Genomic DNA, 13,435 nt, shown 5'->3' on the forward strand with positions numbered 1-13,435 from the left:
GCCGATCAGGCCGCCGCATCCGTCCGCACGATTTCCCGACCGAGCCTGACGACATCTTCTACGAGCAGTTTCAAGTCACGACGTTTGGTGCGGTGATTGTTGATCGCGACCCGCAGACAATGCTCGCCGTGCACCGTGGTGTCGGAGAGAACTGCCGTCCCCTCGTCCTGCAGGCGCAACATGATCTCGGTATTGATCGCCTTCAGTTCGTCGGCGTGTTTGCCCTCGCAACGGTAACGGAAGCAGACGATGTTGATGTTGGTCGGCGCGACCAGTTCCAGTGAAGGCTCCACCTCGATCAAGTCGCTAAGATACCGTCCCTGGGCTATGTTCTGGTCGACGAGCCGGCCGAACTTGCCAATGCCGTGCTCCTTCACCGCCATCCAGATTTTCAAAGCCCTGAAGCCGCGTGTCGTCTGCAGGCCATAGTCATAGAGCCAAGGCGCTGATGCCAGACCGCGCGCGGTTGCGACCAGATATTCCGGCGTCACCGCGAAGGTCCCGCGATGGGCTCCGGCATCCTGCACCAGCACGCAGCCAGCCTCGAATGGCGCGTGCAGCCACTTGTGTGGATCGAGCGCCACCGAATTGGCCTTCTCGATCCCGGCGACGCGATAACGGTTTTCAGGCGCAATGGCGATCAGAGCGCCGATGCAGCCATCGACATGCAGCCAGAGGTCCTCCGCTGCCGCGACGGAGGCGAGTGCCTGCAAATCGTCGATCGCGCCGGTGTTGACCGTGCCGGCTGTCGCAATCACGCAGGCAGGCTTGAACCCGGCCGCGCGATCCTCTCGTATCGCACGCCTGAGCGCATCCACATCGATACGCAGTTCGGCATCGGTCGGAATGCGCCGGAGAGCCTGGTTTCCGAGGCCAAGCGTCTCCACCCCCTTGCGATGACAGCTGTGCATCTGGTCGGAACCGTAATACCGCAATGGCTGCTGGATTGCCGCGACTCCCAACTCCCGGACATCGACGCCGGCTTTGGCATTGCGGGCGACAGCAAGGCCAATGATGTTGGCGACCGATCCGCCGCTGACCAGCGTGCCGCTCGCCGAGGCTGGAAAACCCATCATCTGCTTGCACCAATCGACGACCTGCTGGTCCACGAGCGCGGCCGCATGGTTGCCGCCGCCGAGGTTGGAGCCTTGAATGGCTGCAAGGAAGTCACCGAGCGCGCCGGTGAAATTGCTCGATCCCATGTACCAGGACCAGAAACGCGGATGGATATTGCCCATGGGATAGCCAAGGACGTTCGTGGCCACCTCGCGGTAGACGTCTTCGGTCGGCGTCGGCGCCAGTGGCAGCGCTGTGGCAAACGATGCGCGCACCTCTTCCGGCATTTCCTGCCAGACACGACGGTCGCGAACGCCGCTGACATAATCGATGGCGTCATCGACGATCCGATGTGACAATGCCCGCAGTTCACCCCAATCTTGTGGATCAAGCGTGTCTTCTTCGAAGAGTTCGTGTTCTGTCGGAGCTGCAGCCATTCGGTCCTCCCACGCTGCGGATCTTCATTCCGGGAACGGCGGGGCGCGCCTTAGCTCCGTGTTCCTGTGACAATCGTTGCGGTAGAACGTAGCTCGACCTTGTTGGCGCGCATGGACCGCCGGGCCAGATCAAGAACCTCATTTTTGATCGTCTCACGCGTCGCGGCGTCGGCTTGAGCCAGCCCAGCGACCACGGGCGCTGCAATTTCGGTCATGAAGGTCCAGTAGCGTTCCGGCGTCTCGTGCACCATCGTCGTCGAGATTTCCTGTTCGTCGACATCCAGCAGACCGGCATCGGCGAAGGCCGCCGCCATCATGCCTCCGGCGGCACAGCGAAAAAGACCGGGGGCTCCCGGCATCGGCGCCGGCAGTGTCACGTGCCGCGCAATCGTCGCCATGATTGTTGTCGCCCAGGGGTTCTTTTCAGGCGCGCTCCAAACGGCCGTACAAACGCGCGCGCCGGGCTTCGCCACCCGGGCGAACTGGCGTGCCGCCGCCCCGACATCCGGGAAGAACATGAACCCGAACCGGCACAATACGGCGTCGAAAGAATTGTCAGCAAACGGCAGGGCACTGGCGTCGCATATCTCGGTCGTGAAATTGCTAAGGCCGCGATGTCGGGCATTCCCGGCAGCCACGTCGAGCATGCGCTCGGAAAGGTCCGTTACCGTGACGCGTCCATTCGGGATCAGGGCGGCAGCGGTTAGCCCGGGTTCACCTGTTCCGGCCGCGACATCAAGGACATGGTCACCATCCCGAAGCTTGGCCTTGTGGATCATTGCGTCGCCGAACGGAGCGAGCCAGCTCAGAACCAACGCATCCCACTTCTTCCAACCGGTCGAGAACCGGTCCCAGATATCTTTCTGCTGCTCACGGATCTGGTCGAGATTGCTGGACATGCACGTTCCTCCCGTGGATGCGCTCCCTGTCTCGTCCATCGGAACTATGAACTCTCTGGATCAGGATACAATCAATTTCGCGCCTTTTGGTGCGCCCTCTGCGCCGACGTCCGGCCCCCTATCGAACCGGGATTCGCAGTTCGAATGCTGTTATCTTGGCAACAGGGTCCCCATAAATTACCTTCTGCTGATTTGCATAACGACAATCGGCGCTAGGGAGACCGGGCTCGGCAGGCTATATTTGCCCCGTGGAGATCGTGACGGAGAGATTCGCATCGATGCCGAAGCCTAAGAATGACAAGAACAATGGTCGGGTAGAGGCCAACGACGAACAACCCCTTAGCGCCCAGTTGCGGATGATGCATGCAGCCTTCATGGCTTCGCCACTCCGAAACAGGATCATCTGGCTCGCCCTTGGCATCCTGGCCGTCATCGTCACCACCGCCTTCGGCCAGATCATCCTCAATCGCTGGTACAAGCCCTTCTACGACACGCTGGAACGGCGTGACCTGCAGGCTTTCCTGCACCAGCTCGTGATTTTCGCCCAGATCGCCGGGGCACTGCTCGTCCTCAATGTTCTGCAGACCTGGCTTGGCCAGCTTGTCCGGCTGAAGCTACGGGAAGGCCTTACACTCGACCTCATCAACGAATGGATGAAGCCGGCGCGTGCGTTTCGCTTGGCCAATGCCGGTGCCATCGGCATCAACCCCGACCAGCGCATCCACGAGGATGCCCGCCACCTCTCTGACCTCTCGGCAGGGCTGACGATCGGGCTGATCCAATCCGGCATCCTGCTCGCCGGCTTCATTGGCGTGCTCTGGTCGTTGTCGGACGGGTTCGTCTTTCATATCTCGGGCATGGCCATCAACATCCCCGGCTACATGGTCTGGGCAGCCATTCTCTACGCCGGTACGGCATCGTGGCTGAGCTGGCTTGTCGGGCGTCCATTGGTGAAGCTTAACGGCGAACACTACGCCCGCGAGGCGTCGCTGCGCTTCTCGTTGATGCGCATCAACGAACATATCGAGGCCGTCTCGCTTTCATCGGGCGAGGCAAACGAAAAACGCCGGTTGCAGGCGGATCTGGCTTCGGTTCTCGAGATCAGCCAAAGCCTGCTGCTTGCCGTCACGCGATTGACCTGGGTGACGGCCGGCTATGGCTGGATCACCGTTGTCGCACCAATCGTCATCGCCTCGCCCGTCTATTTTGCCGGCGACCTCAGCTTCGGCGGCCTGATGATGGCCGTGGGCGCCTTCAACCAGGTGCACGCGTCGCTGCGCTGGTTTGTCGACAACATCGGCGCCATTGCCGACTGGCGCGCTACGTTGATGCGCGTCGCCGCCTTCCGCTCAGCGCTGCTCGTCGTCGACGACCGGCATGAAGGCGACAAGCGCATCGAGTTCGTCACCTCAGACGGTCCGCAGATGACGTTCGACCACATCGAAATCGTCTCGGCTGCCGGCTGCATCAAGCTTTCCGAGCCGAACGTCACGATCAATCCCGGCGAGCGGGTTCTCGTCACCGGCGCGCCGGAAGTGGAAAAGGCGCCGTTCTTCCGCGCCATTGCCGGCCTATGGCCCTTTGGGCACGGACGCATCGCGCTGCCGATCGATGACGGCCTGGTCTTCGTTCCACGCTCGCCCTATTTTGCCCCAGGCACGCTTGAAGAGGTGCTCGCCTATCCCAAGACGCCCGACAGCTTCAGGAACGGCGAACTTAGCGGCGTGCTCTCCAAGGTCGGTCTTGGCCGCCTTGCCGACCGCCTCGATCAGGACATGCGCAAGAAGCTCAATCTGAGCGAAGTGGAAATGCGCCTGCTGGCGATCGCGCGCCTGGGACTGCACAAGCCACGATGGCTGATTATCGACGAGGCCCTGGATACGCTGGAGGACGACAGCTATCGCAAGGTCATGACCTTCCTCGACCAGGAAATCGGCAAGGCGGCAATCGTCAATATCGGCCGCAAGGAGCGTGCAAACGGCTTCTTCACGCGCGTACTGGAACTGGAGAAGGACGCCGCCGGTGGTTCGCTGCGCCTGATCAGGCCAAAGAGCCTGCGCCCTACCAACCCGCAATTGGTCGATTGACTTCGCTGCTCTTAATGCCGCCTGTCAACTTAGGAGCGCATCCCATTGATTAAAAAGAAACAGCGCCTGCTTGCGAGGCGCTGTTTCCGTATGCACTTCGTCGCGGATCTTAGCGCGCGCGCAGCTTCATGTGACGATTGACGTCCTTGTAGAGCAGGTAGCGGAACTTGCCGGGGCCGCCGGCGTAGCAGGCCTGCGGGCAAAAGGCGCGAAGCCACATGTAGTCACCAGCCTCGACTTCCACCCAGTCCTGATTGAGGCGATAGACCGCTTTGCCTTCAAGCACGTAGAGGCCATGCTCCATGACGTGGGTTTCGGCAAAGGGAATAATCGCGCCTGGCTCGAAGGTGACGATCGTCATGTGCATGTCATGGCGAAGATCCGTCGGATCGACGAAGCGCGTCGTCGCCCATTTGCCTTCGGTGCCGGGCATGGGATTGGGCGTGATATCGGCCTCGTTGGTGAAGAAGGCTTCGGGAGCAGGAAGGCCATCGACATATTCGTAGGCCTTGCGGACCCAATGGAAGCGAACGGGCGCTTCACTTCTGTTATGCGCCGCCCAGTTGCTGGCCGGCGGGATGAAGGCGAAGCCGCCCGGCAGCATGCGGTGTTCCTTGCCGTCGAGCGTAACGGTCAGTTCGCCCTCGACGACGAACAGCGCGCCCTCGGCGCCCTCGTCGAGTTCCGGCCGGTCGCTGCCGCCGCCAGGAGCGATTTCCATGATGTATTGCGAAAATGTTTCAGCAAAACCGGACAACGGACGCGACAATATCCACAGGCGGGTCTTGTCCCAGAACGGCAGATAGCTGGTGACGATGTCCATCATCGTCCCCTTTGGAATCACCGCATAGGCTTCGGTGAAGACCGCACGGTCGGTCAGGAGCTGCGTTTGTGCCGGAGCGCCGCCATGGGGCGCATAGTAGTTACGACCAGTCATTTCCGTCCTTCAGTTCTCAAGCGGGCACCGCCTCCTCACAAGAGCGGCGCGGTTGGGTTCATTGCCAGTGGTTTGTCAAAGCAGGGCTGCGCGCAGATCGCGCGGCTGATCCTTCTCCTCATCGAGATCCAGTTCCGCCTCGACGTGGTGCAGATGTTCGGCCATCTCGCGGATCGCGGCATCCACATCCCGCGCCGCGATGCGGTCGACGACCGCCATATGCTCGTCCGGCCCGCAATTGTGCAGGTGGTTCGAGCGGTACATCGCAGTGATCAGCGACGTGCGCGAAACAAGGTCGCGCAAGATACCGAACAGGAAGGCCGAGCCGGAAAGTTCTGCCAAAAGCAGGTGAAATCCCCCGGAAAGGCGAACGATTGCAGAGAGATCGCCTGCCCTGCCCGCAACCCGCTCTTCATCGATATGCGAGCGCATGCGCTCGATGTCCTCAACCGAGGCACGCTCGCAAAGACGCTCGACCACGCGCTGCTCGATCGCCCGTCTGGTAACAAAGACGTCGCGTGCCTCGTCCACCGAAGGCTCCGACACGAAAGCGCCCCGGTTGGGCATGATCGTCACCAGGCCATCGCGTTCGAGCGCGGTCAGCGCCTGGCGGATACGGGCTCGACTGACAGAGAAAATCTCGGCAAGCTGCTCCTCCTTGAGCCGCGTGCCGGGGCGCAACCGCCGCTCGGCGATGGCGAGCCAGATCTTCTCACAAATGATAGCCGTCGGCGCTCCGGCGGTTTCGTCCGCATTGTACATGAAATCTCCCTTAGCCGTTCGCGTACTCTGGCCGGCCAGCGTTCAAAGTCAATTCCACTCACTGCAGTTTGATATTGACTACAAAATTGTAGACAATATTGTGTACCGTAACTTGATATGCTGTGGCAACCACTTAAACAACGGCCATCGACCGGTTTGACAACCGACCGCGCCTGACCCCGAGAGCTCACTCATGGACTTCGACTTCACCCAACTGCCCGCCCAGGACCGCTACCGGCTGCTGACGAATTTCATCGGTCCGCGGCCGATCGCCCTCGTCTCGACGCTCTCGCCGAACGGTCAGGACAATGCCGCGCCGATGAGCTTCTTCAACGTCTTCTCGCACGATCCGCCGATCGTGATCCTCGGCATCCAGACACGCCCCGATGGCGTGGAGAAGGATACAGTCAGCAACATCCGCCGCACCAACGAGTTCGTCGTCAACATGGTGGACATGGCAATCTCCGACCAGATGCTCGTCTGCGGCCTCCCCTTCGAACCGGACGTCGACGAAGTGGAGATGGCAGGGCTGACCGCGGCCGACGGCGTCAAGGTCGGCGCCCGCCGCATCGTCGAATCGCCCTGCTCGATGGAATGCCGCGTCGAACGGCTGATCGAATACGACCGCCGGGTCATCGTGCTGGGCGAAGTCGTGCATATGCACGTGCGCAAGGACTGCCTCGATGACAAGGGCCACTACGTCGATCCGTCGAGCTACCAGCCGATCGCGCGGCTTCACGCCAACAACTACATCACCTCCGACCGACAGTTCGAGATGCGGGCACCCGACATCGCTTCCTTTACCGCCCTCAAAGCGAAAACGGCCTGATCCATGCGCATCCTTCTCGTCAATCCGAACTCCACCGCCTCGATGACCGAACAGGCGCACCGCAGTGCCGAGCGCGTGGTAGCCGCCACCACCCGGGTCGAGTCCGTCAATCCGACCACGAGCCCAGCCAGTATCGAAGGCCATGCGGACGAGGCCATGGCGGTGCCGGCGATGCTCGCCGAGATCCGCGCTGGCGAGGCGCGCGGGGTCGATGCCTATGTGATTGCCTGCTTCGACGATCCCGGCCTTGGCGCTGCGCGTGAAATCGCCCGCGGACCGGTCATCGGCATCTGCCAGGCCGCCATCCAGGTGGCAATGAACATCGCCACACGCTTTTCCATCATCACCACCCTGCCGCGCTCCGTGCCGATCATCGAGGATCTGGTCGACGCCTATGGCGCCGGCCATCGGTGCCGCAAGGTGCGTTCGGTCGATATGCCGGTGCTGGCGCTGGAGGAAGATCTGGCCCACACGGAAGAGATGCTGGTGCGCGAAATCCTGCGCGCCAAGCAGGAGGATGGCGCCGAGGCGATCATTCTCGGCTGCGCCGGCATGTCCGAACTGTGCGACCGGCTGAAGGCGAGAACCGGCATGCCGGTGATCGATGGCGTCACCGCTGCCGTCAAGCTCGCCGAAGCCCTGGTTGGGGCCGGCTATTCCACCTCGAAGGTCGGCGCCTATGATTACCCACGGGTCAAGTCAGCCGTAGTCGCCCGCCCTGTGGATGCTGTCGCTTAACAAACGGCAGCAAACCTCTGAAAACAAAAAGCTCCGGAGGAAAATCCCTCCGGAGCTTTTCTCGTTCTGTCTATGGCGGTCGGCTTAAGCGGCCTGCGTCGCCTTTGTCGTTGCAGCAGCAGCTTCCTCGACGCGGTGGCATGCTGCGCGCGAGCCGTCGGCAAAGCTTCGCATCGCCGGGCGCTCGCTCTTGCAGCGGGCGTCGGCGAGCGGACAACGCGGATGGAAGGTGCAGCCCGACGGCGGGTTGAGCGGGCTCGGCACTTCGCTTGCCGTAATGCTGCGCCGGCGCTTCGGCTCAGCGATGTCAGGGATCGTTTCCAGCAGCAGCCGCGTGTAGGGATGCCGCGGATTGGCAAACAGCGTCTCGGTGTCCGCCTCCTCGACGATACGGCCGAGATACATCACCGCGATCCGGTCCGACATATGACGGACCACACTCATGTCGTGGCTGATGAAAAGGTAGGTGAGCCCCATCTCGTCCTGCAGCTTGCGCATCAGGTTGAGGATCTGCGCCTGCACCGAGACGTCGAGCGCCGAAGTCGGCTCGTCGCAGACGAGGAACTCCGGTTCTCCGGCAAGCGCGCGTGCAATCGAGATGCGCTGGCGCTGGCCGCCGGAAAACTCATGCGGAAACTTCGAACCATCCGAAGGCGCAAGGCCGACGATCCGCAGCAGCTCGCCAACGCGTTCCATCACCTCGGCGTCCGAATTGCGCAGCTTCAGTTCGCGAAGCGGCTCGGCGATGATGTTCTTCACCCGCCAGCGCGGATTGAGGCTGGCGAAGGGATCCTGGAAGATCATCTGGGCCGAGAGTGGTTCACCCGAGCGGCCTGGCGCAAAACGAACCTCGCCCTCGGAAGCGCGGTAGAGGCCGGTGACAAGACGAGCCACCGTCGACTTGCCGCAGCCGGATTCTCCGACGAGACTCAGGCAACCGCCCATCGGCACGGTGAAGCTGATGTCGTCCACCGCCCGTACGAACTGGCGCGGCTTGCGCTCCAGTACCCGGTTCAGCCACGGGGCTGACACATCGAAATTGCACGTCAGATCATTGACGGTCAGGGCGTCACTCATAGAACTCCTCCTGCATTGAGCCAGCAAGCACTGACGCCGTGGCCGACCGGGGTCGGCTCCGGACGATCTTCACGGCAGCGCCGCCCCGCTTCGGGACAACGCGGATTGAAGGCACATCCGCGCGGGATGGCGTTGAGACGTGGCATTGAGCCGTCGATCTGGTTCAGCCGCTCGACGCGCCGGCCGAGCGCCGGGATCGATCCCATCAGCCCGCGGGTATAGGGATGGCGCGCATTGCGCAGCACTTCCTCCACCGGGCCGATCTCGACCAAGCGGCCCGCATACATCACCGCAACACGGTCGGCGGTCTCGGCAATGACGCCCATGTCGTGGGTCACGAGCATGACCGACGTGCCGTGATCATCGCAGAGGCGACGGAGCAAGGAGGTGATCTGCGCCTGGATCGAGACGTCGAGCGCCGTGGTCGGCTCATCGGCGATGATCAGCTTCGGCTCGGCCGCGAGTGCAAGAGCAATGACCACGCGCTGGCGCATCCCGCCCGAAAACTGGTGCGGATAGTGATCGAAGCGGGCCTCCGGAGCCGGGATGCCGACCTCCTTCAACAGGTGGATAGCGCGATCCTTCGCCCCCTGCTTCGACAGCTTCAGGTGAAGACGGATCGTCTCGACCAATTGTGCGCCGACGGTAAAGAGCGGGTTCAGCGACGTCAGCGGATCCTGGAAGATCGCGCCGATCTGACGGCCGCGCACGCTCTGCATGTCTTTGTCGGAAAGCTGGTCGATGCGGCGGCCCGAAAGCCAGACCTCACCGCCGGAAATCCGCCCCGGCGGTTCGAGCAGGCCTTGGACCGCAAGACCGGTCATCGACTTGCCCGCACCGGATTCGCCAACCACGCCCAGGATCTCACCTGGGCGAATGCTGAGCGAAACGTCAGACAGTGCCGCAACGGTACCATGCCGTCCGGGAAACTCGACGCACAGTCCGCGTACGTCGAGGACCGGCGATGTAACAGGTTCACTCATGCCGGAGATCCTCCAAGGGATAGCTGGGTGGGAAGATTTCGCTGATGGGTGGGTGCGCCCAGCTGCGCTCCGGGTATTTCGCAATCAGCCTGTCAAATTGCTGCTGTGCCTGGTGGCGGGCCGCATCCATGTCGAAGCCGGCTACCTTGCCTTCGTGCATCGAGAGGCGGCCGTCGACGAAGACCGTCTTGGTGACACGCCCGGATCCACCGACGACCAGTGTCGTGATCGGGTCGATCGCTGGCGCCATATGATGATCCATCAGATCGAAGACGGCGATATCGGCGCGGGCACCCGCTTCGAGGCGCCCGAGATCGCTGCGTCCCAGGGCCTTCGCGCCGCCGAGGGTGGCGGCGTCGAAGAGATCGGCACAGCTGACGGCCGCGGTATCACCCTCGACGACACGGCAGGTGATGAGCCCGATCAGCAGGTTCATCAGCATATCCGGTGGCGTCGTATCGGTGCCCATGGCGATGTTGATGCCGCGCTCCTTGACCGAGCGGAAAGAGTTGAGCGTGCTGCCGCCGCGGGCCGACACCATCGGGCAATGCACGATGCTGACGCCATTGTCGGCATAGAGCGTGAGATCGGTGGCCGTTGCCTGCGTGGCATGCGGCGCGATCAGCCGCGAACTCAGGAAGCCGAGGCTCGCCATCCACTCCGGCGCCGTCTTGCCATGAAGGCGGCGGACGGTATCGACCTCCATCGTGCCTTGCGCGGCGTGAAGCCGGATCGAGCAGTCGAGATCGCGCGCAGCGTCGGCTGTTCTCCTCAGCAGCGTATCGGTGCAGGTCTCGACCCTGTCAGGAGCCAGAAGCCCTCGCACCAGGCCGCCATGACGGCCATCGTGATCACGGATAAACCCGATGGCGTCGTTGAGGCCTTGCAGTCCCCTCGCCTCATCGAAGACGGCCTCGAGCTGTCCAGGCGCCTCCAGAACCATGCCGCCCGAGCGGTAGGCCGGGCTCAGATAGACGCGAAGGCCGAGATCGCCGGCGGCGTCCGAGGCGGCGGCGAACTCTTCCACCGTCTCGCCCCATTCGCGGTAGAACAGCGATGCGATCGGTGCGGCCGTCGTGATGCCGTTCAGCAGCAGCTGGGCGAAGGAGAAGCGCTTCTGGAACGCCAGCTCCTCCTGGCTGTACATCTCATAGGGACCACGCTCGACATAGGAGCGCGGCCACACGCGGCCCTTGGCCCAACCGGGCTGATGGTCGACAGCCAGGATCGTCGTGTCGAGGTCGGACAGGGCATCGAGATCGATCAGGCCGGGGCTGATCATCGCAGCCCCAAAATCGATCCGGCGGGCGACTTCGCCTTCGAACCGCGGGCCGACATAGGTGAGGCCTCCGCCTTCGATAACGACCTCGCCGTTCGGGATCAGGCGATGGCTGCCGTCACGATGACCGAGTACCCATTGCGCCGTCAGAAGCGTGCGGCCGTCGGCGCGCGCGCCGAGTTTCAAATCCTTGAGATCGATCATGGGATGGCGACCTCCGCGACGCCATTGCGGGCGATGACGCGGCCGCGCTTGACCACAAGCGGACGCGGCGCAACTTCGACAACGGCATGGGCGAGCGTTTCGCCGGCAAGCAGGGTGAAGTCGGCGTCGCAACCGACGTCGAGGCCGTAGCCGGCGATGTCCATGACATCGGCACCGCCGGTCGAGCAGACGTAAAGCGCATGCTCCAGATCGACGTCGCGCCGCAGGCCGTTCTTCATGCCGAGAATGCGTGCGCGGTCCATCATGTCGGGCTGGCCCCACGGGCCCCAGGTGTCGCGAATGCCATCGCAACCGGCCGCGACCTTCACGCCAGCGTCCTTGAGGCGCATGATCGACGGGACCGTCGAGGACGGCGAACCGGTCGTGACAATGCGCACGTCGAGCTCGGCGATCTGTTCGATCAGGCCAGCGACACGCAGATAGTCCGGAGCGCCGAGTGCAAAGGCGTGGCTGATCGCCACCTTGCCCTGCATGCCGAGCGCGCGAATACGCTCGAACATCATCTCCATGCTGAAGGCGCCGAGTTCGCCGGCTTCGTGCAGGTGGATATCGATCGGTTTTCCGTGTTTTTCCGCCAGACCGAAGACCGCATCAAGATGCCCCTTCGGGTCACGGTCGATGCCACAAGGGTCAATACCACCAAGGACTTCCGCGCCATTGCTCAGAGCCTTGTCGAGAAGCTCCACAGTACCGGGGCGCGTCACCAGACCCGATTGCGGGAAGGCGACGATCTCGATGTCGATGACGCCGTCGAGCGCCTCGCGCGTTTCGATGATGCCTTCCATCAGCGCCAAGCCGTGGGTGGTATCGATATCCACATGGCTGCGGATATGGCTGGCGCCGTTTGCCGCGAGCTGGATCGCCTGGCGCATCGACTGGCGATGCGGATCGATACCGATCTCCAATCGCTTCTCGCGCTCGAAATCGATGCGCTCGCGCAGAGTCGCCACCTTGGCGTTTTCGTGCCAGGGCATGCCCCAGACGGACTTATCGAGATGGGTATGGGCTTCGACCAGGCCGGGAATGGCGATGTGGCCAAGGCCATCCTCGACCGCCACGCCCTCGGCCTGAAGGTTTTGGCCGATCGCTTCAATCTTGCCGTCGCGGATCAGGATATCCGTCGGTGTGCCGCCGCTCGGACGGACGTTACGGATCAGAAGATTGGACATCATTCACCTCAGTTTCGGATTGAGAGCGTCGCGCAGCCAGTCACCCAGAAGGTTGACCGAGACGACGAGAAGGCAAAGCTGCAGGACCGGGAACAGAACGACCCACCAGACGCCGGAGAACAGGAACTGGTTGCCCAGCCGGATCAGCGTTCCAAGGCTCGGCTGGCTCGGCGGCATGCCGATGCCGAGGAAGGAGAGTGTCGCTTCCGTCAGGATCGCCATGCCGAAGTTCAACGTGGCGGCGACCATGATCGGCGTCAGCGTGTTCGGCAGGATATGGTTGAGCATGATGCGCCGCGCCGGCGTCTTCAGGAGGCGGGCCGCCTGCACATACTCCTTGCCGCGCTCGACGATGGTCTGGGCGCGCACCGTGCGGGCATACTGCACCCAGGCGCTGAGCGTGATCGCCAGCACGAGAACCGCTGCCGAGCCGACGTCGCGCAGTTCGGGCGGCAGCATCTGGCGAGCAACTGCACTGACGAGAATGGCGATCAGGATCGTCGGGATCGACAGCAGCACGTCGCCGATACGCATCAGGATGTTGTCGACGATGCCGCCGAAATAACCGGCGACGAGACCGAGGCTGAGACCGACGGTCAGCGACAGGATCACCGAACAGACCCCGATCAGGATCGAGATGCGCGAACCGTAGAGGATGGCCGACAGCATGTCGCGGCCCTGGGTGTCGGTGCCGAGGATGAACGGCCACTGGCCATCAGCCTGCCAGATCGGCGGCAGTTCCGAGTTCCACAGGTCAAGCTGTGCCGGATCGAACGGGTTCTGCGGCGAGATCAACGGTGCGGCAAGCGCCGCGAGAATGAGGATCGTGAGGATCAGCGCGCCGGCGATTGCCGACGGGCTGCGGGTAAAGGACCACCAGAGATCGCTCTGGCGCCAGCGTGCGAGCCGGCCGATCTTGGCTGTCGGGGGTGTTTCCTGAGCCTGGTCAGTCATGGG

12 protein-coding genes are annotated in these 13,435 nt (G+C 62.7%); 3 read left to right on the forward strand and 9 right to left on the reverse strand.

What is annotated here, in order from left to right; genetic code table 11:
• Positions 1-5: 5 nt before the first annotated feature.
• The gene (locus tag AC1Q80_RS14705) at positions 6-1,493 is read right to left on the reverse strand and encodes a pyridoxal phosphate-dependent decarboxylase family protein (protein WP_492360882.1); all 1,488 of its coding nucleotides are present in this window, start codon (positions 1,491-1,493) and stop codon (positions 6-8) included.
• A gap of 50 nt (positions 1,494-1,543) precedes the next feature.
• Entirely contained in the window at positions 1,544-2,392 is an 849-nt protein-coding gene (locus AC1Q80_RS14710) for a class I SAM-dependent methyltransferase (protein WP_492360883.1), read from the reverse strand.
• Positions 2,393-2,670: 278 nt separating this feature from the next.
• On the opposite strand from AC1Q80_RS14710, the gene AC1Q80_RS14715 reads away from it, so the two are divergent.
• Positions 2,671-4,479 carry an ABC transporter ATP-binding protein/permease gene (locus tag AC1Q80_RS14715; RefSeq protein WP_173422133.1) on the forward strand — a complete coding sequence of 603 codons (1,809 nt, stop codon included), beginning with the start codon at positions 2,671-2,673 and terminating at the stop codon, positions 4,477-4,479.
• Positions 4,480-4,588: 109 nt separating this feature from the next.
• Here AC1Q80_RS14715 and AC1Q80_RS14720 read toward each other — a convergent pair whose 3' ends face one another.
• Together AC1Q80_RS14720 and AC1Q80_RS14725 are read right to left on the reverse strand one after the other, a co-directional pair.
• Complete coding sequence (locus AC1Q80_RS14720) at positions 4,589-5,416, reverse strand: bifunctional allantoicase/(S)-ureidoglycine aminohydrolase (RefSeq protein ID WP_173422134.1); 828 nt, start codon at positions 5,414-5,416, stop codon at positions 4,589-4,591.
• A gap of 75 nt (positions 5,417-5,491) precedes the next feature.
• Positions 5,492-6,178, reverse strand: coding sequence for a GntR family transcriptional regulator (locus tag AC1Q80_RS14725; protein WP_173422135.1), 687 nt, complete (start codon positions 6,176-6,178; stop codon positions 5,492-5,494).
• Between the two features lie 193 nt (positions 6,179-6,371).
• Here AC1Q80_RS14725 and AC1Q80_RS14730 point away from each other — a divergent pair, with 193 nt between their 5' ends.
• The gene (locus tag AC1Q80_RS14730; RefSeq protein ID WP_492360884.1) at positions 6,372-7,007 is read left to right on the forward strand and encodes a flavin reductase family protein; all 636 of its coding nucleotides are present in this window, start codon (positions 6,372-6,374) and stop codon (positions 7,005-7,007) included.
• A gap of 3 nt (positions 7,008-7,010) precedes the next feature.
• Positions 7,011-7,745: an aspartate/glutamate racemase family protein gene (locus tag AC1Q80_RS14735; RefSeq protein ID WP_173422137.1), complete on the forward strand. Its 735-nt coding sequence runs from the start codon at positions 7,011-7,013 to the stop codon at positions 7,743-7,745.
• 84 nt (positions 7,746-7,829) lie between these two features.
• Here AC1Q80_RS14735 and AC1Q80_RS14740 read toward each other — a convergent pair whose 3' ends face one another.
• Genes AC1Q80_RS14740 through AC1Q80_RS14760 form a run of 5 tightly spaced genes read right to left on the reverse strand, consistent with a single transcriptional unit; the run spans position 7,830 to position 13,432 of the window.
• A complete protein-coding gene (locus tag AC1Q80_RS14740) occupies positions 7,830-8,822 on the reverse strand; it encodes an ABC transporter ATP-binding protein (protein WP_492360885.1) in 993 nt (330 codons plus the stop codon).
• Positions 8,819-9,805, reverse strand: coding sequence for an ABC transporter ATP-binding protein (locus tag AC1Q80_RS14745; protein WP_176356346.1), 987 nt, complete (start codon positions 9,803-9,805; stop codon positions 8,819-8,821). Before AC1Q80_RS14745 ends, AC1Q80_RS14740 begins: the two co-directional genes overlap by 4 nt.
• Positions 9,798-11,288, reverse strand: coding sequence for an amidohydrolase family protein (locus AC1Q80_RS14750; protein WP_492360886.1), 1,491 nt, complete (start codon positions 11,286-11,288; stop codon positions 9,798-9,800). The genes AC1Q80_RS14745 and AC1Q80_RS14750 overlap by 8 nt, the downstream gene beginning before the upstream one ends.
• Positions 11,285-12,478: an amidohydrolase family protein gene (locus AC1Q80_RS14755; protein WP_492361076.1), complete on the reverse strand. Its 1,194-nt coding sequence runs from the start codon at positions 12,476-12,478 to the stop codon at positions 11,285-11,287. The genes AC1Q80_RS14750 and AC1Q80_RS14755 overlap by 4 nt, the downstream gene beginning before the upstream one ends.
• Before the next feature lie 3 nt (positions 12,479-12,481).
• Positions 12,482-13,432, reverse strand: a complete 951-nt coding sequence (locus tag AC1Q80_RS14760; protein ID WP_492360887.1) for an ABC transporter permease — start codon at positions 13,430-13,432, stop codon at positions 12,482-12,484.
• Positions 13,433-13,435 lie beyond the last annotated feature (3 nt).

The organism is Ensifer sp. GW823-FHT05D09, from assembly GCF_058795755.1.